Annotated in this window: 19 protein-coding genes and 1 pseudogene; 19 read left to right on the top strand and 1 reads right to left on the bottom strand. The window is 43.0% G+C overall.

Annotated features, from left to right (window positions below; all coding sequences use genetic code 11):
* The first annotated feature begins 298 nt into the window (after positions 1 to 298).
* From GT641_RS12625 to GT641_RS12610, 4 genes are all read left to right on the top strand, one after another.
* Positions 299 to 1,072, top strand: a complete 774-nt coding sequence (locus tag GT641_RS12625) for an ABC transporter ATP-binding protein (protein WP_008399808.1) — start codon at positions 299 to 301, stop codon at positions 1,070 to 1,072.
* On the top strand, positions 1,062 to 3,149 hold the full coding sequence (locus GT641_RS12620; protein WP_161117726.1) for an ABC transporter permease: 2,088 nt from the start codon (positions 1,062 to 1,064) through the stop codon (positions 3,147 to 3,149). Before GT641_RS12625 ends, GT641_RS12620 begins: the two co-directional genes overlap by 11 nt.
* 64 nt (positions 3,150 to 3,213) lie before the next feature.
* A complete protein-coding gene (locus tag GT641_RS12615; protein ID WP_161117725.1) occupies positions 3,214 to 3,894 on the top strand; it encodes a response regulator transcription factor in 681 nt (226 codons plus the stop codon).
* 2 nt (positions 3,895 to 3,896) lie between these two features.
* Positions 3,897 to 4,940: a sensor histidine kinase gene (locus GT641_RS12610; RefSeq protein WP_161117724.1), complete on the top strand. Its 1,044-nt coding sequence runs from the start codon at positions 3,897 to 3,899 to the stop codon at positions 4,938 to 4,940.
* Between the two features lie 15 nt (positions 4,941 to 4,955).
* Here GT641_RS12610 and GT641_RS12605 read toward each other — a convergent pair whose 3' ends face one another.
* Positions 4,956 to 5,837 carry an AraC family transcriptional regulator gene (locus GT641_RS12605; RefSeq protein WP_161117723.1) on the bottom strand — a complete coding sequence of 294 codons (882 nt, stop codon included), beginning with the start codon at positions 5,835 to 5,837 and terminating at the stop codon, positions 4,956 to 4,958.
* A 347-nt stretch (positions 5,838 to 6,184) separates the two neighbouring features.
* Between GT641_RS12605 and malQ the strand changes: the two are divergent.
* The 15 genes and pseudogenes from malQ to GT641_RS13260 all read left to right on the top strand — a co-directional run.
* Positions 6,185 to 7,654, top strand: a pseudogene (malQ, locus tag GT641_RS13270) (4-alpha-glucanotransferase); the annotation flags it as partial.
* Between the two features lie 48 nt (positions 7,655 to 7,702).
* The gene (locus GT641_RS13265) at positions 7,703 to 9,952 is read left to right on the top strand and encodes a glycogen/starch/alpha-glucan phosphorylase (protein ID WP_243143779.1); all 2,250 of its coding nucleotides are present in this window, start codon (positions 7,703 to 7,705) and stop codon (positions 9,950 to 9,952) included.
* A 51-nt stretch (positions 9,953 to 10,003) separates the two neighbouring features.
* The gene (locus GT641_RS12595; protein WP_161117721.1) at positions 10,004 to 11,521 is read left to right on the top strand and encodes a response regulator; all 1,518 of its coding nucleotides are present in this window, start codon (positions 10,004 to 10,006) and stop codon (positions 11,519 to 11,521) included.
* Entirely contained in the window at positions 11,514 to 13,256 is a 1,743-nt protein-coding gene (locus tag GT641_RS12590) for a sensor histidine kinase (protein ID WP_008399801.1), read from the top strand. Before GT641_RS12595 ends, GT641_RS12590 begins: the two co-directional genes overlap by 8 nt.
* 133 nt (positions 13,257 to 13,389) lie before the next feature.
* Positions 13,390 to 14,697, top strand: a complete 1,308-nt coding sequence (locus tag GT641_RS12585; protein ID WP_119962477.1) for an extracellular solute-binding protein — start codon at positions 13,390 to 13,392, stop codon at positions 14,695 to 14,697.
* A gap of 112 nt (positions 14,698 to 14,809) precedes the next feature.
* The gene (locus GT641_RS12580) at positions 14,810 to 16,195 is read left to right on the top strand and encodes a sugar ABC transporter permease (RefSeq protein WP_021943343.1); all 1,386 of its coding nucleotides are present in this window, start codon (positions 14,810 to 14,812) and stop codon (positions 16,193 to 16,195) included.
* Entirely contained in the window at positions 16,195 to 17,070 is an 876-nt protein-coding gene (locus GT641_RS12575) for a sugar ABC transporter permease (RefSeq protein WP_008399798.1), read from the top strand. Before GT641_RS12580 ends, GT641_RS12575 begins: the two co-directional genes overlap by 1 nt.
* 50 nt (positions 17,071 to 17,120) lie before the next feature.
* Complete coding sequence (locus tag GT641_RS12570; protein ID WP_243104361.1) at positions 17,121 to 18,821, top strand: extracellular solute-binding protein; 1,701 nt, start codon at positions 17,121 to 17,123, stop codon at positions 18,819 to 18,821.
* Positions 18,822 to 18,857: 36 nt separating this feature from the next.
* Positions 18,858 to 19,454 carry a sugar O-acetyltransferase gene (locus GT641_RS12565; protein WP_119962474.1) on the top strand — a complete coding sequence of 199 codons (597 nt, stop codon included), beginning with the start codon at positions 18,858 to 18,860 and terminating at the stop codon, positions 19,452 to 19,454.
* 109 nt (positions 19,455 to 19,563) lie between these two features.
* Positions 19,564 to 20,544: a diaminopimelate dehydrogenase gene (locus tag GT641_RS12560; RefSeq protein WP_008399795.1), complete on the top strand. Its 981-nt coding sequence runs from the start codon at positions 19,564 to 19,566 to the stop codon at positions 20,542 to 20,544.
* Positions 20,545 to 20,560: 16 nt separating this feature from the next.
* Positions 20,561 to 21,088 (top strand): nitroreductase, encoded by a 528-nt coding sequence (locus tag GT641_RS12555; protein ID WP_117785620.1) that lies wholly within the window; start codon positions 20,561 to 20,563, stop codon positions 21,086 to 21,088.
* A gap of 156 nt (positions 21,089 to 21,244) precedes the next feature.
* Positions 21,245 to 22,579: an MATE family efflux transporter gene (locus GT641_RS12550; protein WP_161117720.1), complete on the top strand. Its 1,335-nt coding sequence runs from the start codon at positions 21,245 to 21,247 to the stop codon at positions 22,577 to 22,579.
* Positions 22,580 to 22,641: 62 nt separating this feature from the next.
* On the top strand, positions 22,642 to 23,055 hold the full coding sequence (locus GT641_RS12545) for an EamA family transporter (protein WP_117822326.1): 414 nt from the start codon (positions 22,642 to 22,644) through the stop codon (positions 23,053 to 23,055).
* A 209-nt stretch (positions 23,056 to 23,264) separates the two neighbouring features.
* Positions 23,265 to 24,317 carry a hypothetical protein gene (locus GT641_RS12540; RefSeq protein WP_243143778.1) on the top strand — a complete coding sequence of 351 codons (1,053 nt, stop codon included), beginning with the start codon at positions 23,265 to 23,267 and terminating at the stop codon, positions 24,315 to 24,317.
* 256 nt (positions 24,318 to 24,573) lie between these two features.
* On the top strand, positions 24,574 to 25,263 hold the full coding sequence (locus GT641_RS13260; RefSeq protein ID WP_243143777.1) for an Ig-like domain-containing protein: 690 nt from the start codon (positions 24,574 to 24,576) through the stop codon (positions 25,261 to 25,263).
* The last annotated feature ends 292 nt before the right edge of the window (positions 25,264 to 25,555 follow it).

Below are 25,555 nucleotides of genomic sequence, written 5' to 3'. Positions count from 1 at the left end.
ATGATTTGATGATACTCTTACTAAAAAGTATTGTCTACAATAATAGGGTTGGTGTCTACTTTTAGATTACCACTTCAAAAGCCAATATAATACCCCCAGGAGCCGGGCAGTAGTGGGTATGGGAGTAAGAAAAAGAATATCATACCCACAAAAGTAACATGATGAGGGTATGAAAGCAAGAAAGCTAATATAATACCCTCAGGAGCCAGGCAATAGCGGGTATAAAAGCAAGAAAAATAATACCATACCCGCAAGAAGCCAGACAACAGCAATTAAGAAAGTACAAGGAGGCGGCAGCATGGATGCATTATTAGAGATAGAAGATCTGAAAAAATATTATGGCAAGGAGCCGAACCAGACAAAGGCACTGAACGGAATCACATTTCAGGTGATGCCGGGTGAGTTTTTAGGAATTATGGGAAGCAGCGGTTCCGGCAAATCAACGTTATTAAACTGTATCGCAACAGTGATCCAGCCGGACAGCGGCAAGATCCGGATGAAAGGTACAGAGATCCAGAGGTTGAAAGGCAAGAAGCTGGCAGGATACCGTGGCAAGGAGATCGGATACCTGTTCCAGAATTTTGAACTGTTGGATAATCTGACCGGACGTGAGAATATCATGGTTCCATTGTCGATCCATAACATATCAGAGGCAGAGGGCGGAAAACGTCTGGAGCAGTTAGCGGAATATCTGGAGATCACAGAGGTACTGGATAAGTTCCCATCGCAGATGTCAGGCGGTCAGAAACAGAGACTGGCAGCAGCCAGAGCGCTGATCCTGAATCCGGGCATCATTCTGGCAGATGAACCGACCGGAGCACTTGATTCCAGAAATGCCAAAGCTTTGATGGAGAAATTAGCCGGTCTTAACCGGGATGAGAAGGCAACGGTTTTGATGGTAACACACGATTCCAATGCAGCAAGCTATTGCAAGCGTATCCTGTTCATTCAGGATGGCGTGATCTTCCATGAGTTAAGACGGGATCTGCTCGCAGAGACACAGCAGCAGTTCTATGAAAGAATCCTGCAGGTTATGGCACAGTTGGGAGGGGGCAGTGCAAATGTTCTTTAAACTGATCCGAAAAAACAGTAAACGAAGCAGAAAAGAAAACGGTTTATTTTTCTCCTCGTTAGTAATATCCATCGTGGCATTCTATATTATCCTGTCACTTTCTTCACAGGATGTTATGGTATTCCTTAAGAAAATGGAGAGTGATGCGGTAGATCGTCTGTTCCAGATCATACCTGCATTTTTTGTAATGACACTTGTGATCTTATTCTTCCTGATCTACTATGCAAGCAAATTCCAACTGGAACGAAGAAGACATGAATTTGGCGTCTACCTGATGATGGGAATGAGGAGAAGCAAGCTTTTCGGGATGCTTCTTGCAGAAGATATAGGAAGCAGTCTGGCAGCACTTATAACAGGACTTCCGATCGCTATTTTATTATCCGAACTGATCAGTCTGATTACAGCCAAATGTGTAGGACTTGGGATCGTCGGACATCAGGTAACATTCTCCATTCAGGCAATCATAATCACTGCTGTTGGATTTCTGGTGATCAAGCTGGTTGCATTCCTGATCTTAAGTGGGAAGATCGCGGGACAGGAGATCGGTGCGTTGTTAGTTGATACACTGGAGGGAACAAAGAAGCAGTTCCCGGCTGGTGTCTATGCAGTAAGTTTCGTTCTCGGTATTATCTGTCTGGCTGTGGCATACAGCATGGCGATCGGAGGAATATCATGGACGACACTTCGTAAGATGTCTGAGACAGTATTGATCGGTTTTGTCGGTATGCTGCTCTTATTTTATGGCATGCGGTTTTTTATCGACCGTCTGGCAAGACACAGCCATGGGGGAGCTGCCCTTCGGGTATTTAACTTCCGTCAGGTGCAGGAAAATGTCATAAGAAAATCCAGTACCTTATCGATCAGTTCTATTCTGATCCTTGCAGCTCTCTGCTGTTTTGGAGCAGGAATCGTGATCGCATTTTCCTATGGAAATGAAAAGGGAAATATCCATATCATGGATTATACATTTGAAAATTACGAAGAAGATCAGAAACAGGGTGTGGAAAATGTAAAAAAACTTCTGACAGACAACGGACTGGAGCAGGATTTCTCCGATCTGTTTGAGGTGCGGGTCGGTCATCTTATTCCGGGTGCAAATGATGATTACGATGTATTTGATCTGTCATCAGTCATGAACAGGGTAGAACAACTGCCGGATTCAGAGGATAAAGATATTCTGCTTAACAATCTGGAATATGTGTCATATCCATATCTGATCTCTTTGAGTGGATATAATCATGTACTCGAACTTGCAGGAAAAGAACCGCTCACGCTGGCTGACGATGAGGCGGCAGTATTTAAGAGTCTGGAATTTACATCGGATAGTATGAATCAGAATATAAATGATATTCTGGCAGACCGCCCGGAGGTGGCATATCTGGATCATAAGATGTATCTGACCGGTAAGATACAGAACACACCGATTGTCACAGATCGGGCAATTACGTTATCCTTTGCCCTGATCGTGCCGGATGAAATATTTGACAAATATACATGGGACAGCACGATCTATCTGAATGGTGTGCTGGATCAGTCAAAGGTCAAGGGAGATAACCTGCTTCAGTCGATCATGCAGATGAATGATAAGCTTGCGCAGATCGATTTTGCATCGAAGAATATTACTTATGAAAGTTATCTGAAAAATATGGGACGACGGATGTTCTATATCGTAGCATCAAGTTATATCACAATCTATCTGGCGATCATTTTCCTGATCATTGCAAATACCGTGATCGGGGTACAGTTCCTGATGGGACAGCAAAAATCCGGCCGCAGATATAAGACACTGATCCGGCTTGGAGCAACCTATGAACTGCTCTGCCGTTCCGCAAAGAAGCAGATCAACTGGTACTTTGGTATGCCGGTTGTCGTTGCAGGCATCAGCAGTATCTTCGGTGTGCGCGCCGTCCTTACACTGGTTTCCGGTATGATCTCAAATAGTATCCGAGATGCCATGCTGCTTGCTGCGGCTATGATTTTACTGCTCTGTGTGGTAGAATGCATCTATATGGCATTTGTAAAACGGTCAAGCAACCGGTATCTTCTTACCCTGATGGTACCGGAGCGAGAGGAATAGATTCAGAGCAGATGAAGATCAATGGCGATAGCGTGAAACCTTGACTGATAGATGAGGAGTAGATATGAAGCATATAGCAGTGGTAGAAGATGAAGATATGATGCGGGAAGAACTGGAAGCCATATTGCAGAAGGCGGGCTATCGGACCAGCGGCATCACGGATTTTGAGAATGCGGCAGCAGCTATCCTTGCGGCATCCCCGGATCTGGTGCTACTTGATCTGAATCTGCCGGGCATGGGTGGATTCCAGATCTGCCGGGAACTGAAGCAGAAAAGCTCTATACCGGTTCTGGTTCTGACATCGAGGGATCAGCTTCAGGATGAACTGCATGCCTTAGATCTGGGTGCAGATGAATTCCTGACGAAGCCTTGCAGAAAAGAACGTCTGCTTGCCAGAGTATCCAATGTGTTGAAACGGTACGAGGGAAGAAATAACCTTTTGGAAGGAAATGGATTCCTCCTTGACCGCCAGACCTATACGTTATACATTCATAACCAGTCTGTTATCCTGGCGCAGAATCAGGGCAAGATCCTTGAGATATTCTTAGAGCATGGATCGGATATCGTGACGAAAGAGGAACTCTGTATCGCCTTATGGGGAACGGCAGAATTCATCGATGAAAATGCCCTGCAGGTGAATCTTACGAGACTGAAAAAGACAATGGCAAATCTTGATATGCCACAGCAGATTCTTCCTGTGCGTGGCGTCGGATATCGTTTTGTCGGGCAGACGTTGGAGAGGTAGAGATGGAACATATATCCGTAAAGGAGATCGGACAGATCATAAAACAGAATAGATTCTGGCTGGGGATCATCGGACTGCTTGATCTGTTCAGTATCCTGCTGTTATGGCTGATCGATGCACAGGCATTTTATGTGATCGCAATATCGGTAATTCTGTTCAGCCTGCTGGTATTTGTAACGGCTGTTCTTTATCTGGCAAAGAAAGAGAGAAAACGGAAGCAAGCATTTGATGAATTCCTTGCAATGCCGGATTCCTATCATGAGGAACAACTGCTTCATGACGCGGAGGATCTGCAGGTGGAGATCAGAAGCTTCAGTCAGGTATTGCATGAGCAGATGGATCAATGCGCACAGACGAAGTTACAACTAAATGATTATGAGGAATATGTGGAAGCGTGGGCGCATGAGGTAAAGACGCCGCTTGCCCTGTTGACATTTATGCTGGACAATCACAGAGACGAGCTGTCAGAAGATGTGGTATGCAAGCTTGACCGGATCAACTGTCAGATGCAGAGATATATCGACCAGATGTTATACTATGCCCGTTTAAAGGGGGCAAGAAAAGATTACAGGTTTGAGTCGGTCGATACGGAAAACTGTATAAAAGAAGTGCTGGAGGATTTCGCACCACTGTTAGAAGAACAGAAGATACAGGTTCAGCTTGATATAAAGGAGAACACATTATTTACCGATAAACGTGGCTTTGCCTTTATGCTTGGACAGTTTATCAGTAATTCGATCAAATACAGCAAAGGGGAGGATAGAAAGCTCCGGATCTCCTGTATCAGAAAGCAGGAGAAGATCATTCTGTCTGTCCGGGATAATGGCATGGGTATCAAAGCCTGCGATCTTCCGTATGTATTCGAGAAAGGCTTTACCGGAGATTCCGGTGACAGGCGGAAGAAAGCAACCGGTATGGGACTTTACCTTGCAAAAGAAATGGCGCATGATCTAAATGTGGAGCTGGACGTGTCCTCTGATGAAGCCACAGGCGGCTGTGAGATTCGGGTGTATTTTCCAGTGGTTACTGCTTCCGATACTCTATAGATGTTACCGGATTAGTTACCGTTTTCGATACTCTCCGGGTGTGACACCATATTTCTTCTTGAAGGTTCGGTTGAAATAGGACAGGTTAAAGAAACCGCAGCTTTCTGCGATGGACAGGATGCTGTCATCGGTTGTGACAAGAAGTCTGGCTGCGATATTTAACCGGAAATCACACAGATAGGTGGTAAAGGATACGCCCATTGTATTCTTAAAAAATCGCATAAAATGAGATTCAGAGAATCCACAGTAAGAAGCAATGTCCGCAATGGATATTGCTTCTTTGTAGTTATGGTCGATATAAGATAAGATCGCTTTGGTACGATCCAGATTCTTTGCATGATTCTTCCGGTCTGAGGTCTCTGCCTTTTGCTCTGCATGTGCATACAGGGTATAGAAGAATTCAAAATAACAGCTTTTCAGAGCGAGCCGGTATCCCTTTGGTGTCGATGCACAGAGGGTATCTACCCGGTTCAGGCAGGAGGACAGGGCTTCATATAACGGATCGTCACGGTCATAGATACTCTTTATATTTAATTCATCGGAGAGCAGGGGCAGGAAGAATTCACTGTCTAAGGTATCATGATTTCTGGATCGGAACAGATCGACAGAGAAAATGATATTTTCATATTCCATCGAATAGGAGGCATACTGAGAGATGCCGTGGATCCTTCCCGGCAGTATCAGAATGATATCTCCTTCCTCTACATAGTGCGTAGTGAAATCCATTGTTACATTTCCTTTTCCTTTCTTAATATAGATGATTTCCATATATGGATGCCAGTGGAGCGGAACGGCATTGAAGTCGAGCGGTATCGAGCACAGATAAGTGTTGTAAGGGAAAAGTGGATCGGCGTGCGCCTTCGTTTCCATATAATTTTCATATTCAAGACTGTTCATATATGTACCTCCCTTTCCTAACTTTGAGGTATTCTATCCTTACCAAACAGGTGGACGCTTCCGCTCGTTTCGACCTGCAACGGTACTAAGATGCCGCTTGTGCGCCATCTAAGGACCGGCGGTCTCAAATGCCACCTGTTTTGGTAAGATAGAATACCTCAAAGTTGTGAATGATAGAATAGTATCATAAAATGCTCTTATTATGCAAGAAATCGCGCGAAAAAGATATTAGAATACAAACCAGAACAGACATTCCGAATATACGACCTTTACCTTACCTTTACCTTTATTAAATGCAGGCGAATGGATAGCTGTTCAATAGAAAATTTAATAAAGAGGTATCAGACATGAAGAAAGCGTTAGAGCGTGGCGCAGGAATCCTCCTGCCGATCAGCAGCCTTCCATCCCCTTATGGAATCGGATCTCTGGGGAAAGAGGCATATGAATTTGTTGACAGGTTGAAGGAGGCGGGCCAGCGTTACTGGCAGGTGCTTCCGATCGGACCGACCAGCTTTGGTGATAGTCCGTATCAGTCATTTTCAGCATTTGCGGGTAATCCTTATTTTATCGATTTCGACATTCTGATTCATGAAGGTTTACTGACACAGGAGGAGGTAGATGCATACAGCTGGTACGATCAGCCGGATGACATCGATTACGCCCGCCTGTACAGACAAAGGTTTGAGGTATTGAGAAAAGCATATGGCAGATCAAAGCATGAGACATCAAAGCAGTATGCAGAATTTCTCACGGAAAATGAAAACTGGCTTCCGGATTACGCCCTTTATATGGTGGTCAAGGCAGACCATGAGAACAAAGAATGGTTAAGCTGGGAAGAACCGGTTTTAAAGAGAGAAGAAACAGCACTTCGTAAGTGCAGGGAACAGTTACACGACGAGATCGGATTCTATATGTTCCTTCAGTTCAAATTCGATGAGCAGTGGAAGACACTCAAATCTTACGCCAACCGTCATGGTATCAGTCTGATCGGCGACATTCCAATCTATGTAGCACTGGATAGTGCAGATGTATGGGCAAATACAGAACAATTTCAGTTAGATCATGATCTACAGCCTGTGTGTGTAGCCGGTTGTCCACCGGATGCATTCTCCGATTACGGTCAGAAATGGGGCAATCCTTTATATGACTGGGATCGTATGGAACAGGATGGGTTCTCCTGGTGGAAGAACCGGATCCGTAAATCAGCCAGTCTCTATGATGTGATCCGTATCGATCATTTCATCGGGGTTGTGCGGTATTATAATATTCCGGCAGACGGAGAGCCAAAGAACGGATTTTATCTGGAAGGTCCGGGAAAGAAGCTTGTAGATGCGATCGACAGTGCCAGAGGAAATGCAAAGGTGATCGCAGAAGATCTGGGAGTCGTTGTGCCGGAGGTACAGAAGCTGGTGAAGGAATCTGGCTATCCGGGAATGAAGATCTTACAGTTTGGATTTGACGGAAATGCGGAGAATGAACATGCGCCGCATAATCACGAAAAGAATTACGTTGTCTATATCGGAACACACGATAATGACACATTAAAAGGATATATCGAAAATGCATCAAAGGACAATCTTACATTTATGATGAAATATCTGGGAGCGGCAAATGAGCAGGAGATCCCGGAGAAGATGATGCAGGTATTATATATGAGCCCTGCCGATACAGTTATCGTTCAGATGCAGGATCTGCTTGGAAAGGATAACGAAGCACGGATGAATCTTCCGTCTACGATCGGTACAAACTGGCGCTGGCGGATGAAGAAAGATGAATTTACAGACGAGATCAGAGACAGATTAAGGGAATTAACAAGAGTATATGGAAGAAATGCTGTGAAGCAGTATTTTTGTAAGGAGGATATAATGTTAACAGAGATTTGTAAGAAAAAATATAATAAAACGATCAAAGAATGCAGCAATGAGGAGATCTATTTTGCGTTGCTTGATATGACAAAGAAATTAGCAGAAGACAAGGTTACAGAGGATGGCAAGAAAAAGGTTTACTATATATCGGCAGAGTTCCTGATCGGTAAGCTGTTATCCAACAACCTGATCAATCTTGGAATCTTCGATGAAGTAAAACAGGTGCTGGCAGAAAACGGCAAGAGCATATATGACATCGAAGAAGTAGAGCCGGAACCATCCCTTGGAAATGGCGGACTTGGACGACTGGCAGCCTGCTTCCTTGATTCGATGGCAACACTCGGACTTCCGGGAGATGGTATCGGATTAAATTACCATATGGGTCTGTTCAAGCAGGTATTTGAGAATAACTACCAGAAGGAGACTGCAAATCCATGGATCGAGGCAGACAGTTGGCTGACAAAGACCGATGTAAGCAACACGATCCGGTTTGGAAACTGTACCGTACAGTCCAGAATGTATGACATCGATGTGACAGGTTATGAGAACCGCACAAATAAGCTGCATTTATTTGATATCGAGAGCGTGGATGAGAGCATCATGGAGCCGGCTGGCATTAGCTTTGATAAGACAGATATCAAGAAGAACCTGACACTCTGTCTCTATCCGGATGACAGTGACGAAGCCGGCAACTTACTTCGTATCTATCAGCAGTATTTCATGGTTGCAAATGGTGCAAAGCTGATCCTTGCAGAGGCAAAGGAGAAAGGTTCAAATCTTCATGATCTTGCAGATTATGCAGCCATTCAGATCAATGATACACATCCGTCTATGGTGATCCCTGAGTTGATCCGTCTGTTGATGGAAGAGGGTATCTCCTTTGATGAAGCAACAGAGATCGTAACCGATGTATGTGCTTATACCAATCATACGATCCTTGCAGAAGCATTGGAGAAATGGCCGGTTGCTTATCTGGAGAAGGTCGTTCCACAGCTTATGCCTGTGATCCGTATGCTGGATAAAAAGGTCAGAAACCGTTATAAGGATGAGCGTGTTTATATCATAGATGGAGATTCCCGTGTGCATATGGCACATATCGATATGCATTACAGCCACAGTGTAAATGGTGTTGCTTATCTTCATACCGAGATCCTGAAGAATTCAGAGCTACACCCATTTTATGAGATCTATCCTGAGAAATTCAACAATAAGACAAACGGTATCACATTCAGAAGATGGTTGTTACACTGCAATGAAAAGCTGGCAGCCTACATCACAGAGCTGATCGGACCGGATTACAAGAAGGATGCCGATAAGTTACAGGAGCTGGCTTCTTACTACAAGGATAAGAACGTATTAGAAGAGATCCTTGCGATCAAGCAGAGCAATAAGGCAGTCTTAAAGGACTACCTGAAAGAGACACAGGGAATCGAGATCAACGAGAATTCGATCTTTGATATCCAGGTCAAGAGACTGCATGAATACAAGCGTCAGCAGATGAATGCCCTCTGGGTGATCTACAAATATTTTGAGATTAAGAAAGGACATCTGCCTGAGACTCCGATCACAGTTATATTTGGAGCAAAGGCTGCACCTGCTTATACGATCGCAAAGGACATCATTCATCTGATCCTCTGTCTGCAGGAGCTGATCGACAATGATCCTGAGGTAAGTCCGTACTTGAAAGTTGTCATGATCGAGAATTATAATGTATCAAAAGCAGCAAAGATCATTCCGGCATGCGATATCTCAGAGCAGATCTCACTGGCATCCAAGGAAGCATCCGGAACAGGAAATATGAAGTTCATGTTAAACGGTGCGGTTACTCTTGGAACCCGTGACGGTGCAAATGTAGAGATCGGAGAACTGGTGGGAGAGGATAATATTTATTTCTTTGGTGAATCCAGTGAAGAAGTGATCGAGCACTATGCAAAGGCAGACTATGTGGCAAGAGAGTATTATGAGAAGCCGGAGATTAAGAAGCTGGTAGACTTTATCGTGAGTGATGAGCTGCTTGCGATCGGTCAGAAGGAATCACTTGCCAGACTTCATAACGAGCTGATCGTAAAAGACTGGTTTATGACACTTCTTGATGTCTGTGATTACATTCAGACAAAGGAACAGGTGCTTGCCGATTATGAAGATCGTATGGGCTGGGCTGAGAAGACTCTGGTAAATATCAGCAAGGCAGGCTTCTTCTCCTCCGATCGTACGATCGTAGAATATAATAAAGATATCTGGAAGCTGTAAAATGTGTTAAAATAAGATATATATTTCCACCATAGAAAGGCGTTGATAGATATGTACAAGATATTGATCGTAGATGATGAGAAGATAGAAAGAAACGGTATCCGGTTTCTTTTAAAAAAACTGAATCTGGAATTTGAGATTGCAGAGGCGGTAAATGGTGTGGATGCACTGGAGAAGCTGGAGAAAGAAGATTTTGATATCCTGCTTACAGATGTAAAGATGCCTTTCATGGATGGAATCCAACTGATCGACCATGTTGTGAAGGAAAAGAAAAAGCTGCGCACAGTCATATTCAGCGGATGCAATGAATTCGACTATGCAAAGAAAGCGATCCGGCTGGGAGTTGTTGATTATATCTTAAAACCGGTCGATCCAAATGAATTCAAGAATACCCTGAATAAGGTTGTAAATGAGCTGGAAGAAGCAAAGGCTTCGGACGAGCTGAAGAATAAGAGCATGGAATTCTTATATGAGCATGCGCTCTATATGCTGTTGAACGGAACGGATGTTACGAAGCTCAGACAGGAATACACCGGATTATCGCTTGATCTTGGTAAATTCAAGAATATGCTTTTGATGGAATTCAATCATGATTTCTTCGGCAGACGTGGGGTGGATTTCAAAGAGAATGAGAACTTAAAGTCAATTGGAATCCTGCAATATCTGAACCTGAACCAGCAGCAGGAGATCTTATTCTTAGGGGATGAGATGAATATTCTCCGTAAGGCAAATGAGATCGTAAAGATCATCAAAGCCGATTATGATGCTGACTGTTACATAGCGATATCCTCTGATATCGGTGATCTGTCCGAAGTGGCAGATAAGATGGAAGAACTCGAAGTGCTGATGGAGAACAAATTCTACCATCCGGAGATCCATGTATTTTATCCGAACATGGAGGGCGAGACTCCGGGTATTATCCAGTTCGATGATGACACCTTTATGAAGCAGATGAAACAGGATATCAAGATGAAGGATGTGGAAGCACTCCGGGAGCATTTCCAGAGATTCTGTGAGAAGTACAGACATAAGACAGAGTACTCCCAAATCTATATCAAGTTCCTGTTCTCGAATCTGATGAAGGATATCTACGGAAGCATCGATGAGACTGACGAAGCAGAGTTAAATAAAGACATTGAGAAATTATATATGGCGACAGATTTTCAGGTGTTGACGGAGCTTGTCGAAGAAGCAATCCGGAGACTGGAAACCTGTTTTGCAGGAAAGACACAGATGGCGCATCGGGAAGTAGAACTGGTGAAGCAGTATATTTACCGGAACTATGGAAGCGAGCTTGGAATCGATATGCTGGCGGATATGGTACATCTCGCACCGAGCTATCTAAGTACGGTATTTAAGAAAGAGACCGGACAGAATCTAAGTAAATTTATCAAGGCATATCGGATGGAACAGGCAAAGGATATGTTAGAGAACAGCATGACGAAGATCGTAGATATCAGTGTGGCATGTGGATATCCGAATGTGTCTTATTTCTGTTCCAGCTTCCGTGAGTTCTTTGGCGTAAGTCCGCAGAAATTCAGAGAGAGCGGAGGACAGGCGGATGCATAAAGAGCGGATAGATAAAAGGATAAAAAGAAGGTTCCAGAATCTGCGATTATCCGGCAAGCTGTTGGTTATTTATATACTTGCCGGTTTTTTGCCGATCATGATCACGCTGACGATCACCTACCATGAGATGAAGAAGATCCTGTGGGATCGTGAAACGATGATTTTGGAATCGTATCTGACACAGACGACGGATGCGCTTGATAATGAGTTAGAGATTTATAACAATCTTTCTAATTATATATCCTATAATCAGTCGATCGCGAAGATCTTAAGCTCGGATCAGAGTACATATCAGAATTATGAGCAGGTGGCAAGTGTCATAGATCCCCTGCTTTCTTCTATTATGTATTTTCATGATGATGTAAAGCAGGTAACGATCTACACGGATGCCTGTCAGGTGAAGCACGGCAGTACGATCGCCCCCATTACCACGCTTGAAAATGAAGAGACGAACTATGGAATAGTTGACGATAACCAGATCCACTGGATTGTGAATGCGAAGGATAAGACTGCGTATTCGTTAAACCGCATGGCCATGCTGGAGCAGAAAAAGGCGAAGGGTCTGCTCTATGTAGGGGTGGATTATGACAGCGTATTCCAGCCGTTTAATAACGAAACGGTATTTGATAATTATGGCGTTGTGATAGAGGATGCAGAAGGTAACTGCATCTTTAAAAAGAGTGTATTTACAGAAGAAAAACAGCCGTATGAATTATCAGAGGAACAGTTCTTTGCAACAGTAGGGCAGAAGGATTCCGGTTATCAGTTTATTAAGCGGGAGTCGAAGGCATCCGGCTGGAAGATCTGGATCTATAAGCCGGATCGACTGATCATTTCTTCGATTCAGCCAATCTTAATAATTGCTGCAGCAGCAATCCTGGTCAGTCTGATCGCAGCAGTCGCATGTATCCGTATAATTTCCGAGTTCATAACGAAACGTATCAGTAAGCTTCAGAAGAAAATGCGCAATCTGGAAACCGGGAATCTTGGTATGGAGATTGAGAATGACAGCACGGATGAGATCGGTGATCTGATCAATGGTTATAACAGTATGACGAAGCGTCTGGATGCAACGATCAATGAAGTATACCGAAGCAAGATCAAAGAAAAGGAATATGAGATGCGGGCGTTGCAGGCGCAGATCAATCCGCATTTCCTGTATAATTCCCTGTCTATCATTAACTGGAAAGCATTAGAGGCAGACCAGGAGGATATCAGTCGTATCACGTTGTCGTTGTCCACCTTTTACCGGACAGCGTTAAATAAGGGAAAGAATATCCTGCTTGTCCGGGATGAGATCGCGAACATCAAAGCATATCTGGATATCCAGCTTACGATGCACGATGACAGTTTCGATGTTATCTATGATATCGATGATTCCATTTTAAAATATGAAACACTGAACCTGATCTTACAGCCGATCCTCGAGAATGCGATCCATCATGGCATAGATCTGAAACAGGATGGCAGAGGAGAGATCCGCATCAGTGGAAAAGAGGACGATAAAGATATCCGGTTTGCGGTATCCGATAATGGTGTCGGTATGACCCAAGAACAGGCGGAGCTGATACTGACTGCCGATTCGAAGGGCTATGGTGTGCGAAATGTCAATGAACGTATCAAACTGTATTATGGCGCGGAATATGCGGTTTGTATCGACAGCGAAGTTGGCAGGGGAACGACTGTCACGATCCATTTTCCAAAAGAACTGCATGCAGAAATCAAACATTCATAAAAAACCAACATGTTTCTGAAATTATTGATATATACGGTGAAACGGTTCCTTTTTATAATAATGTCATAAGGTAAAGGTACTGCAAAAGTATTAAAAAACAAAAAAACATGATTTATTTAAAGGAGGAACGGTTATGAAGTTTAGAAAGTATGCAGCGATTGCACTGGCAGGAGCTATGTGCATGTCATTACTCGCAGGATGTGGAGATAAGAAGGATGATACATCTAAGGATTCCACAACAGCATCAAATGCAGAGGCAACATCAGGAGAGAGTACTGATGCATCTGCAGAAGAAGAAAACATTAAAGCAACAATTACAGTATGGGGACCTGCTGAGGATCAGTCACCGGATTATGGTGAATGGCTTCAGGGAAGATGTGAAGCATTTAATAAGGAACATCCAAATTGGGATCTTTCATTTGAATATGGTACATGCAGCGAGGCAGATGCAGGAAAGACCGTAACACAGGATGTATCCGCATCAGCAGATGTATATATGTTCGCAAACGACCAGTTACAGACACTGATCGATGCAAATGCAATCTCGGAGTTAGGCGGAAGCACAGCAGACTATGTAAAGTCAACAAACTCACAGGCAGTTGTGGATTCTATCACAGTAGATGGCGGAATCTATGGTGTTCCGTTTACAACAAATACATGGTTTTTATACTATAACAAGAAAGTATATTCAGACAGCGATGTAAAGAGCCTTGATACAATGCTTGAAAAAGGAAAAGTTGCTTTTCCTCTTACAAACAGCTGGTATGATGCAGCATTCTATCTTGCAAACGGATGTACATTATTCGGTGATGGTACAGATAATGACGCAGGAATCAACTTTGGCGGAGATAATGGAAAGGCTGTTACAGATTACCTTGTAGATCTTGTAGCAAATAAGAATTTTGTAAATGATGAATCCGGTGTCGGTATTTCCGGTATGACAGATGGATCTATCGCAGCTATGTTTTCCGGTTCATGGGATTATAAGGCATTACATGATGCACTTGGTGATGATCTTGGAATCGCAGCTATGCCTACAGCCAAGATCGGCGGATCTGACAAGCAGTTACTTTCATTTGCCGGTTCAAAGGCAATCGGTGTAAATCCAAACTGTGAATATCCACAGGTAGCAGTAGCACTTGCCCTGTACCTTGGTAACGAAGAATCACAGCAGTCACATTATGAAGCAAGAAGCATTGTTCCTTGTAACACAAATCTTTTAGAGAGTGATACGGTAAAGAATGATGCATTAGTAACAGCTCAGAACGATACCTTCAACAATACATCTATGATCCAGCCATTTGTACCTAAGATGAGTAACTTCTGGACACCGGCAGAGAATTTTGGTAAGGCACTCTTAAACGGTGAAGTTACACATGATAATGCTGCTGAGCAGACAGAAGCATTCAATACATCATTGAACACAGATGTAGCAGAGTAAAAATAAACAGATCATAAGATAGAGTGTTCCATTTCCACAGGGGTGGTGGAACACTTTATTTTATGAAAGAGACGTAAAAACGCAACATTTACTTTGAGACGGAGGTGTCAGGATGGCTGAAGCGACAGTAAGCAAAAAGAAAAAAATAAGACGAAGTGATTATCAATATACTGTTTTCAAGGCCATGAGAAATGGTGACTGGATCACCAGATTATCGTTCCTGATCATGGGATTCGGAAACATTGTCAGAAAACAGTTTGTAAAAGGTTTATCATTTCTGGTACTTGAAAGCATATTTATTTATTTCATGATAAAAAACGGTGCATCCCTTCTGACCGATTTCTTCCATCTGGGAGGAGCAGAACAGGAGAAGGTGTGGAATGATGCGAAAGGCATATTTGAATATACACAGGGTGATAATTCCCTTTTGATGTTATTATATGGAGTAGCCACGGTATTTATCATATTTGCATTTGTATGCCTCTGGGTAGTCAGTGTCGAGAGCGCATATCGTGCACAGTGCCTGCATGATGCAGGGAAGAAAGTTCCGGGATTTACAGATGATATTAAGAGTTTATTTGATAAAAACCTTCATATGTTTCTGCTTCCACTTCCGGTACTCGGGATTGTTGTCTTTACGATCCTGCCGCTCGTATTCATGATCTGTATGGCATTTACAAATTACAGTAAGCTGGATTCCCATACGGTATTGTTTAACTGGGTAGGACTGAAAAACTTTGCCAAGATTTTGAATTTTAATGACGCAGTCGGAAGTACATTCTGGTCCGTTCTCGGATGGACGCTGGTATGGGCGGTTGCTGCGACATTTACCAACTATATCTTCGGTATGATCCTTGCAATGGTCATCAATCGAAAGGGAACAAGATGTAAGAGTGTGTGGAGGTCGATCTTCATGTTATCCGCAGCCGTTCCACAGTTTGTATCCCTGCTTTTGATGCGTACGATCTTCAGTCAGAATGGTATCGTAAATACCTTATTACTGAATCATCATATCATCGACAATGCAATTCCGTTCTGGAGCAATGCAACCATTGCCCGTATCATGGTTATCGTGATCAATATCTGGATCGGTATTCCGTTTACCATTATGCAGGTGACCGGTATCTTACAAAGTATACCGGAAGATATCTATGAGGCCGCAAAAGTGGATGGAGCCGGACCGGTGAAGATCTTCTTTAAGATCACACTTCCATATATGTTATTTGTAACAGCTCCGTATCTGATCACGACCTTTGCAGGTAATATTAATAACTTTAATGTAATCTATCTTCTGTCAAACGGAGCACCGATTCCGGTTGGAAAGACAGCAGGAAAGACCGATCTTCTGGTTACCTGGCTCTACAAGCTGACAGTTGATAATCAGTATTATAATCTGGGTGCGGTTATCGGTATCATGACATTTATCGTTCTTGCGATCGTATCTCTGATCACCTATCATAATACAACATCTTATAAAGACGAGGAGGGATTCCAGTAATGACTAAAACAGGTAAGAAAATAAATGGAAAACAGAAGCTTACACCATCGGATATCGTTGTTCATATTATACTGGTAATTCTTTCTGTGATCTGGGTAATCCCGATTCTGTGGATCGTTCTGATCAGCTTCCGTGGAGAAAAAGGACAGTATGTTTCTACATTGCTGCCAAAGGCGTATACTCTTGGCAATTACACAAAGTTATTTACAGATACCGGTATCCTGAATTTTCCGAAGATGTTCATGAATACTTTGATTATTGCGATTTTCTCCTGTATAATATCTACAGTATTTGTATTGGCGATGTCATACTGTATGTCGAGAATGCGTTTCCGACTGAGACGCCCATTTATGAATGTAGCATTGATCCTTGGTATGTTCCCGGGATTCATGGCTATGATCGCAGTTTATTATATCTTAAAGGCGATCGGACTGTCAGAAGGATCCTTGATCCGTGTTGCACTTATCCTGGTTTATTCCGGTGGTGCAGGCTTACAGTTCTATATTGCAAAAGGCTTCTTTGATACGATTCCGAAGTCGATCGAGGAAGCAGCTTATCTGGACGGAGCAACCAGATGGCAGTCGTTTACTAAGATCATTATTCCGTTAAGCCGTCCGATCATTGTATATACGGTTCTGAATTCCTTTCTTGCTCCTTGGATTGATTTCGTATTTGCAAAGGTTATCTGCCGTGCAAATAAGGATTACTATACCGTATCTATCGGACTTTGGAATATGTTAGAGAAAGAATATGTGTATCCGTGGTTCAATTCCTTTGCAGCCGGTGCGGTGCTGATCTCAATTCCGATTATCATTCTGTTCATGTTTATGCAGAAGTGTTATCGTGAGAGCTTTTCCGGTGGTGTAAAAGGTTAAGGGATCATATGATTATTTGCTTATAGTTTGGTTGAAACAGAGGAATGTATATGATAACAGGTTCGTATTTAAAAAAGATTATTTTATGTGTGCTGATTATAAATTTATTGATCTTATGTGGATGCGGTGATTCCGGGGCTACCCCCTCCACCCGGGAGAATGCAGAGACAAAAGAAGAATATGAAGCTGCGTTATATACAGCCCGCACGACACCTTACGGAAAATATCCGGAACAGCTTACCTACACACTGGGTAAGCTGTCCGGAGCAAATAATTCCAATCTTCCGGATGGCGAAACGTATGAAAATAATGCTTATACAAGGCTGTTGAATGAAAGGCTAAATGTTCAAAATCAGGATGTGTTTGAGGCTATGGATGAGCAATATACGGATAATGTGACCATGGTGATCGCACAGAATGATCTGCCGGATGTGATGATCGTGGAGGATCTGGATGAGCTTCAGTATCTGGTGGATAATGATATGATCGCAGATCTGACAGACAGCTACAATAACTGTATGAGCGATACGATCAAGAACATATATGGAAGCTATGGTCGGGATATCCTTGATGTTGTAACCTTTGACGGGAAGATCATGGCGATACCGGAAACGAATATCTCAGACGGACCGAATCTGATCTGGCTTCGTAAGGATTGGATGGATGCACTTGGGCTGTCCGCACCGAGAACACTCTCGGATGTAGAAGAGATTATAAGACAATTTAAAGAAAAAGATCCCGGACATAATGGGGCAGGAAATACCGTAGGGCTTGTATGTGATACCAGTCTCTGCGGCGGTTGTGGTTATAGCAGCGAATACACATTAGATATTATATTTGCTGCATATGGTGCATTTCCGAAACAGTGGATTTATGATGAGGACGGCAATGTTGTCTATGGTTCGGTTCAGCCAGAGGCGAAAGAGGCACTTGCCCATATCCATGAGTTGTATAAAGAGGGAATTCTGGATCAGGATTTTCTGATGCGGACGAGCAGTAACCTGATCGAGCTGATCGTGGATGGTCAATGCGGTTCTTTCTTTGGTCCCTGGTGGGCACCGAATAACCCGCTGATGCAGGCAGTGGAACAGAATAAAGATGCTGAGTGGCAGCCTTATCTGATCGCAACAGAGAAATCCGGACTTACCAGTTATCATACACAGAATCCTTCCGGTAAGTATATTGTAGTGCGTAAGGGTTATGAATATCCGGAGATTGCATGTAAGATTGTTAGTGTATTATTTGACTATTTGCGGTATAATGACAGAGACAATCAGGAGATTGTCGATTATTATAAAGAAAATGTAGACCCTACCGCCAGACCGTTTGCGATCAATGTAGATTACAACAATGCTTTGCAGATCTGCTATGGAGAACTGAATCATGTATTTGCGGGGGACAAATCCGCAGATGATCTGAACGTACTGGAATATTCCTATTATGAGGCATGCGAATCATATCTGAAGGATGCGGAGAATGCCAGTGCGGAAGATTGGGCGGCGTATACTTCCCGTATCACAGCCTGTAAGATCTTAAACGATGGAAGAACGAACAAAGTAGAGTCGTTATATTTTGGAGAAACGGAAACGATGGTTACAGACTGGTGGAGCCTTGAGAATCTGGAAAGTGACACCTATCTGAAGATTGTAACCGGTGAGAGTTCACTCGATGAATTTGACCGTTTTGTCGAGAACTGGTATCAGAATGGCGGTGAAACGATCACAAAAGAGGTACGGGCTGAGATAGAATAAGAAGTTTCCGATGTTTTTATACGGAGGCATATTAAGATGACAGAAAGAGAAAAAATGATAGCAGGATCCGTTTATGATCCATCTGATGATGAATTAATACGATTAAGACAGAATGCGCATCGGTTGAGTAAAGAGTATAATGACTGCTTTGAGACAGATGAGAAACGCGAGAAGATCCTGGCAGAGCTGATTCCGAATAAGGGTAAGAATGTATATCTTCAGGGACCGGTTCAGTTCGATTATGGCTGCTTTACCGAGATAGGCGAGAACAGTTATGTGAACTTTAATTTTACCTGTCTGGACTGTGCACCTGTTAAGATCGGCTGCAATGTATTTATGGGACCGAATGTTTCTCTGCTGACACCGATGCATCCGTTTCGTTTTCAGGAGCGTAACATTTATAAGAGGGAAGACGGCGTGTATACAGACCGGGAATATGCGAAGCCAATCACGATCGGAGATAACTGTTGGCTGGCAGGAAATGTAACAGTATGTGGCGGTGTAACGATCGGCAGCGGTTCTGTGATCGGAGCCGGCAGCGTGGTTACGAGAGATATCCCATCGGGAGTATTGGCTGCCGGAAATCCATGCAGAGTCATTCGCGAGATCACGGAGGAAGACCGTTTAAAGTAGAATTATATTGTTGAGAAAATGAAATGGGAGTCTGTCAATGAAAAAGTTGACAGGCTCTTTTTGAATCATTAAACTGAAAGAAGAGTAATTTTGCAAAGGAGTATGAAACATGAAAATAGGTATTTTAGGATATGGTAATCTTGGACGGGGTGTTGAGTGCGCGATCAAGCAGAATCCGGATATGGAGCTAGCAGCGGTATTTACCAGACGTGCACCGGAGACAGTATCGATATTAACAGAGGGAGCAGCTGTTTGTTCTGTAAATGATGTGGAGCAGTGGAAGGATAAGATCGATGTCATGATCCTCTGCGGCGGAAGTGCTACCGATCTGCCGGAGCAGACACCAAAGTATGCAGAGATGTTCAATGTTATAGACAGCTTCGATACACATGCAAGAATTCCGGAGCATTTTGCAAATGTAGATGCTGCCGCAAAGAAGAATGGTCATGTCGGCATCATCTCAGTAGGCTGGGATCCGGGTATGTTCTCTTTAAATCGTATGTATGCAAATGCGATCTTACCGGAAGGTCGTGATTATACATTCTGGGGAAAAGGTGTCAGCCAGGGACATTCCGATGCGATCCGTCGTGTAGAGGGTGTTAAGGATGGCAAGCAGTATACGATCCCTGTAGAAGCAGCACTGGAAGCAGTCAGAAATGGTGAGAATCCAGAACTTACAACCAGACAAAAGCACACAAGAGAGTGCTTTGTTGTATTAGAGGACGGTGCAGATCCTGTAAAAGTTGAAGAAACGATCAAGAACATGCCAAACTATTTTGCCGATTATGATACGACGGTTCACTTTATCAGTGAAGAAGAATTAAAGGCAAACCACAGTGGAATTCCTCATGGTGGATTTGTGATCCGTTCCGGTAAGACCGGCTGGAATCTGGAAAATAATCATGTGATCGAATACAGCCTGAAGCTGGATTCCAATCCAGAATTCACATCCTGTGTCATCGTGGCTTATGCAAGAGCAGCATACCGTCTGTACAAAGAAGGACAGAGCGGATGTAAGACTGTATTCGATATAGCACCGGCGTACTTAAGCGCAAAAGACGGAGCAGAGCTCCGCAAGAGCTTGTTGTAATAAGGAGGATTTTAAGATGAGCGTTGTTTTGGATGAGATGAAGACGAGAAGAAGTATCCGGAAGTTCAAACCGGATATGGTTCCGGCGGATGTTCTGGATCAGATCATTGAAGCAGGAACATTTGCTGCAAATGGCAGAGGCTTGCAGTCTCCGATCATTATTGCGGTAACAAATAAAGAGATGCGGGATAAGATCATGGAGATGAACCGTAAGATCGGCGGCTGGGAGGAAGGCTTTGATCCATTTTACGGAGCACCTGTTATATTGATCGTACTGGCAGATGCATCCTGTCCGACTGCTGTCTATGACGGAAGCCTGACGATGGGAAATCTGATGCTTGCCGCACATGATCTTGGAATCGGAAGCTGTTGGATCCATCGTGCAAAAGAAGAATTCGAAAGCGAAGAAGGAAAGCAGATCCTTGAAGGCCTTGGAATCACCGGCGACTATATCGGTGTCGGACATTGCGCACTTGGATTTACGGATGGAGCGTATCCTGATGTTATTCCAAGAAAGGATAACAGAGTATACTATATTCGCTAAGCAGTTATTGACATTCTGAAAAAATATGGTAGAATAGCCACGAAAACGAATGAAGTGGATTTTTCCGGATAATAAATAAGTCATCTTTTCGCCACACAGCTATAAGTGAAACCATTTATAACTGTGTGGCGTTTTTATGTAGAGAGGGAGAAATGTATGAACGAAGAATTTATGAAAGCACGACCGGTGCTGCCGCTGCTTTTGTCAATGGCACTTCCGATGATATTATCGATGTTGGTCAATTCTTTGTATAACATTGTGGACAGCTTTTTTGTAGCGAAGATCAGCGAGGATGCAATGACAGCTCTGTCGCTTGTCTTTCCAATCCAGAATTTTGTAAATGCGGTAGCCATCGGTTTTGGAGTGGGAATCAATGCGGTGATCGCGTTCTATCTCGGCGCAAAGGAGCCGGACAAGGCAAATGCAGCAGCGTCAAAGGGTACGCTTCTTTCTGTTGTTCATGGTGTGATCATGATGGTAGTCTGTATTCGGATCATGCCGGGATTTCTGCGGATGTTCACATCGAATGAGATGGTTGTTCAGATGGGAATTCAGTATTCGATGATCGTATTTGCATTTTCTGTTATTATTTCCATTGATCTGTCATTTGAGAAGATCTATCAGGCAGTTGGAAGAATGGTTGTTACGATGGTCGGACTTGGTGGTGGATGCCTGATGAACATTGTATTAGATCCCCTATTGATCTTCGGTATCGGACCATTTCCGAAAATGGGAATCGGGGGCGCGGCACTTGCAACCGGACTTGGACAGGTGTTTACCCTGTTGATCTATCTGTTTGTCTATGTGTTCCGTCCGATATCCGTAAAGATCGGCAGACGGTATCTGCATACGGAGGATCGTCTGACAGGGAAGCTGTATGCGATCGGTATTCCGGCTATTCTTAATATGGCACTTCCGTCCCTGCTTACAACTGCACTGAATGCGATATTAAGCACCTATTCACAGATCTATGTCGTGATCCTTGGAATCTATTATAAATTGCAGACATTTTTATACCTTCCTGCAAATGGCATGATCCAGGGTATGCGTCCGGTAATTAGCTATAATTACGGAGCGGGAGAGCATAAGCGTGTCCGCAGCATTTATAATATTACACTTACGATCATTGGTATGATCATGGTATTTGGAACAGTGATCTGTCTGATCTTTCCGGATAAATTGATCGGAATGTTCTCGGATAATCAGGCAACGATCACGGAGGGCACGACGGCACTTCGGATCATCTGTGCCGGATTTATAGTTTCTTCGGTATCCGTGACTTCATCCGGTGCATTAGAGGGACTTGGCAAGGGTACGCCATCATTGATGATCTCCCTGCTTCGCTATGTGGTTGTCATCATTCCGGCTGCATTTGTACTCAGTCGTATCTTTGGTGTTGTCGGTGTCTGGAATGCGTTCTGGGTAGCAGAACTGATAACAGCAGTTGCCGCACTTTTCATTTACCGACAGGCAGTTAAGAGAAAAAGTTAAGATTTCATAGATTGCACAGTTGCATGAAAAAGAAGATAATAAAAGAAGAAAGAAGGATTTATATGTGGTTTGTATTTGCATTGTTGTCGTCTGTATTTGCGGCATTGACATCAATTCTTGCAAAGGTAGGTATTGACGGAGTAAATTCGAATCTTGCAACAGCGATCCGAACAGCAGTTGTGCTTGTGATGTCATGGGGCATGGTGTTCCTGACACATACACAGTCCGGAATCAGCGCGATCGGGAAGAAAAGCTGGTTGTTCCTGATTTTATCAGGACTTGCAACCGGAGCATCGTGGTTGTGTTATTATAAAGCACTTCAGATGGGAAATGCATCCAAGGTAGTACCAATCGATAAATTAAGTGTCGTTATTACATTGATTCTTGCATTTGTATTCCTGCACGAAGAATTCACGATGAAGTCGATCATTGGCTGTGTACTGATCGGACTGGGAACTTTGATGATGGTGTTATAAATAGATTAAGATAAGAGCGCAGACGGCACAGATAAGGTGTATATTTTAGTAGAAGTCCGGATATGGCAGAAATGCTGTATCCGGATTTTTTTATGGTTAAACTTGTTTTCCCCGCTGATATCCGTTACAATCAAACATGGAGAGACGGAGGCAATATACAAAGCTAAAATATGCATGTTATTCTGTTCTATCGGGAAAGGAGATGGGACATGGATAACGAAATTGTATATTCCTCCAAAGCTACTGATCAGAAAGCACAGTATGATGCTTGTGCCAAGCGGCTACTGGGTCAGAAGATCATATTGGCGCATATACTGATACGGGTAGTAGACGAATTTAAAGGCATGGATGCAGAGACGGTCGCTTCGCTGATCGAGGGCGAACCGTATATCAGTCAGGTTCCGGTAGAACCCGGACTAACGAACAAAGAAATGGTAGATGCCGGAACCGGTGAACGGATTGTCGGCTTGAATACAGAAAGCTCCGAGATAGACGAGGGAAAAGTGTGTTTTGACATCATTTTCTATGTACGGATGCGAGATGGACTGGCAAAAATGATCATCAATCTGGAAGCGCAGAAAAATGAACCGACGAAGTATCATATCTTAAATCGGGCAATCTTCTATACGGCAAGACTGGTGTCATCCCAAAAAGAACGGGAATTTACAGGTTCCGACTATAACGAGATCAAACAGGTGTATTCCATCTGGATCTGTATGAATATGAAAGAGAACAGCCTAAGCCATATCCATATGGTAAAAGATGATCTGCTTGGAGATCAGGACTGGAAAGGAAATCTGGATATTCCTAATATCGTGATGATTGGGCTGGCGAAGGAGATTCCACCAAAGGAAGAAAGATATGAACTGCATCGATTACTTGGAACACTATTGTCGCAGACAATGACGGCAGAACAGAAATTGAAGCTTATGAAACAGGAGTATGACATACCGGTAGACAGACACAGTATAAGGGAAGAGGTGAAGATCATGTGCAATCTGAGTGAAGGCGTAGAAGAAATGGGATATGCCAAGGGCGAAGCCGCTGGAATGATCGCTGGCAAAGCTGCTGGCAGGGCAGAAGGCGAAAAAATAGGCGAGGCACGAGGCAAGGCCATTGGAAGGTCTGAAGGAAGATTAGAAGGAAAATCTGAAGAAAGAGCTGATATTATCCTGAAAATGCATAAAAAAGGCTACAACTTAGAGCAGATCATGGATGTAACCGAGATAAGTGAAGCTGAAATCAAGGCAATTATAGGATAAGAACATAAGCAGAACAGATAACATGTATATTTTAGTAGAAGTCCGGATATGGCAGAAATGCTGTATCCGGACTTTTTTATAGGTAAAATTCAACTATATAAACAAAAAATGAGAAAAATTCTGTGGACTATTGACAGCCGTTTTTTTTTTATAATGTTTATGCTTTTTTACAGGCATCGGGGAAGTTTACATAAGTAGAGTTAAAAAGCAATGTAACTTAAGAAAACATAGTGTAAAGGAAAAGGAGATCAGAAAAATGAAAACAAAGCAAATGAAAAAACGAATCATGAGCATGATACTTGCTCTGGTGATCGGTATCTGCTGTATCGTACCGGCAGCGCCGGCGATGAAGACAGAGGCAGCGTCCATGAAAGATGTGGCTAAAAAGGTTACTCTTGGTGAATATAACCAGATCACATTAGATGGCACAAATGAAAGAATATTAAAAATCGTTTTAAAGTCAAAGGGAAAATTCTACCTGAGATCTACAATGGCAAATTGCCTGGATGGAAGTTTAAATATGGAATTGTATGATTCTAATTTGAGAATGCTCGATGGAGAATATAGGTTTTCACTTTGCCCTGAAATATCAAATGACGAATTTGATCAGGGAGATCTGAAGGCAGGTACTTATTATGTGCGTATCTGGAATACAAACTCAGATGCAAATCCGGATCGGCTTACGGCTACCTATATAGCAACATTTGAACCGTCCAAAGCACCAAGCATTGACATCAGCATTTCATTAAAGAGAAAGAAATCTATCCAGTTAGGTGCGATCTTTAACAACTGCTCTAAGAAAAAACTGATCTGGAAATCTTCTAAGAAAAAAGTTGCTACTGTTACATCTAAGGGTAAGGTAACAGCAAAGAAGAAAGGAACAGCGATCATTACAGTATTTACACCGGACGGTGAACAGTCTCGGATCAAGGTCGTTGTAAAGTAGACATGTTGAGGTAGTTATAAAACTTATCTATAAAAAAACTGTAGAAACACAATTATAGAACAGAACCACAGGTCGCGTTCCGGTGATTTGTGGTTCTGTTAGAAAATGTGTACAGTTTGTGAGATTGAAAGGAGATGGATCTATATGAAACATTTTTTTAAATCATATGCAATTTTAATCGGCATATTTGCGGTTCTGTTAGGATGCATGCTTTATCCGAGTCAGGCAGATGCAAAGACGAAGACTTATCAGACACAGGACAACTATTATGGAGGCGGAAGTTGTTCTGTAG

Source organism: Clostridium sp. BIOML-A1 (genome assembly GCF_009874105.1).
Lineage (GTDB): Bacteria > Bacillota > Clostridia > Lachnospirales > Lachnospiraceae > Coprococcus.
The sequence above is the reverse complement of the archived record's forward strand: the minus strand, read 5'-3'. Positions and strand labels throughout refer to the sequence as shown.

Excerpts from the sequence above, each read along its gene's own strand:
- GT641_RS12585 (WP_119962477.1), top strand. The coding sequence starts at position 13,390 with ATGAAGTTTAGAAAGTATGCAGCGATTGCACTGGCAGGAGCTATGTGC.
- GT641_RS12565 (WP_119962474.1), top strand. The coding sequence starts at position 18,858 with ATGACAGAAAGAGAAAAAATGATAGCAGGATCCGTTTATGATCCATCT.
- GT641_RS13260 (WP_243143777.1), top strand. The coding sequence starts at position 24,574 with ATGAAAACAAAGCAAATGAAAAAACGAATCATGAGCATGATACTTGCT.
- GT641_RS12580 (WP_021943343.1), top strand. The coding sequence starts at position 14,810 with ATGGCTGAAGCGACAGTAAGCAAAAAGAAAAAAATAAGACGAAGTGAT.
- GT641_RS13265 (WP_243143779.1), top strand. The coding sequence starts at position 7,703 with ATGTTAACAGAGATTTGTAAGAAAAAATATAATAAAACGATCAAAGAA.
- GT641_RS12620 (WP_161117726.1), top strand. The coding sequence starts at position 1,062 with ATGTTCTTTAAACTGATCCGAAAAAACAGTAAACGAAGCAGAAAAGAA.
- GT641_RS12625 (WP_008399808.1), top strand. The coding sequence starts at position 299 with ATGGATGCATTATTAGAGATAGAAGATCTGAAAAAATATTATGGCAAG.
- GT641_RS12560 (WP_008399795.1), top strand. The coding sequence starts at position 19,564 with ATGAAAATAGGTATTTTAGGATATGGTAATCTTGGACGGGGTGTTGAG.
- GT641_RS12605 (WP_161117723.1), bottom strand. The coding sequence starts at position 5,837 with ATGAACAGTCTTGAATATGAAAATTATATGGAAACGAAGGCGCACGCC.
- GT641_RS12550 (WP_161117720.1), top strand. The coding sequence starts at position 21,245 with ATGAACGAAGAATTTATGAAAGCACGACCGGTGCTGCCGCTGCTTTTG.
- GT641_RS12595 (WP_161117721.1), top strand. The coding sequence starts at position 10,004 with ATGTACAAGATATTGATCGTAGATGATGAGAAGATAGAAAGAAACGGT.
- GT641_RS12590 (WP_008399801.1), top strand. The coding sequence starts at position 11,514 with ATGCATAAAGAGCGGATAGATAAAAGGATAAAAAGAAGGTTCCAGAAT.
- GT641_RS12540 (WP_243143778.1), top strand. The coding sequence starts at position 23,265 with ATGGATAACGAAATTGTATATTCCTCCAAAGCTACTGATCAGAAAGCA.
- GT641_RS12570 (WP_243104361.1), top strand. The coding sequence starts at position 17,121 with ATGATAACAGGTTCGTATTTAAAAAAGATTATTTTATGTGTGCTGATT.
- GT641_RS12575 (WP_008399798.1), top strand. The coding sequence starts at position 16,195 with ATGACTAAAACAGGTAAGAAAATAAATGGAAAACAGAAGCTTACACCA.
- GT641_RS12545 (WP_117822326.1), top strand. The coding sequence starts at position 22,642 with ATGTGGTTTGTATTTGCATTGTTGTCGTCTGTATTTGCGGCATTGACA.
- GT641_RS12615 (WP_161117725.1), top strand. The coding sequence starts at position 3,214 with ATGAAGCATATAGCAGTGGTAGAAGATGAAGATATGATGCGGGAAGAA.
- GT641_RS12555 (WP_117785620.1), top strand. The coding sequence starts at position 20,561 with ATGAGCGTTGTTTTGGATGAGATGAAGACGAGAAGAAGTATCCGGAAG.
- GT641_RS12610 (WP_161117724.1), top strand. The coding sequence starts at position 3,897 with ATGGAACATATATCCGTAAAGGAGATCGGACAGATCATAAAACAGAAT.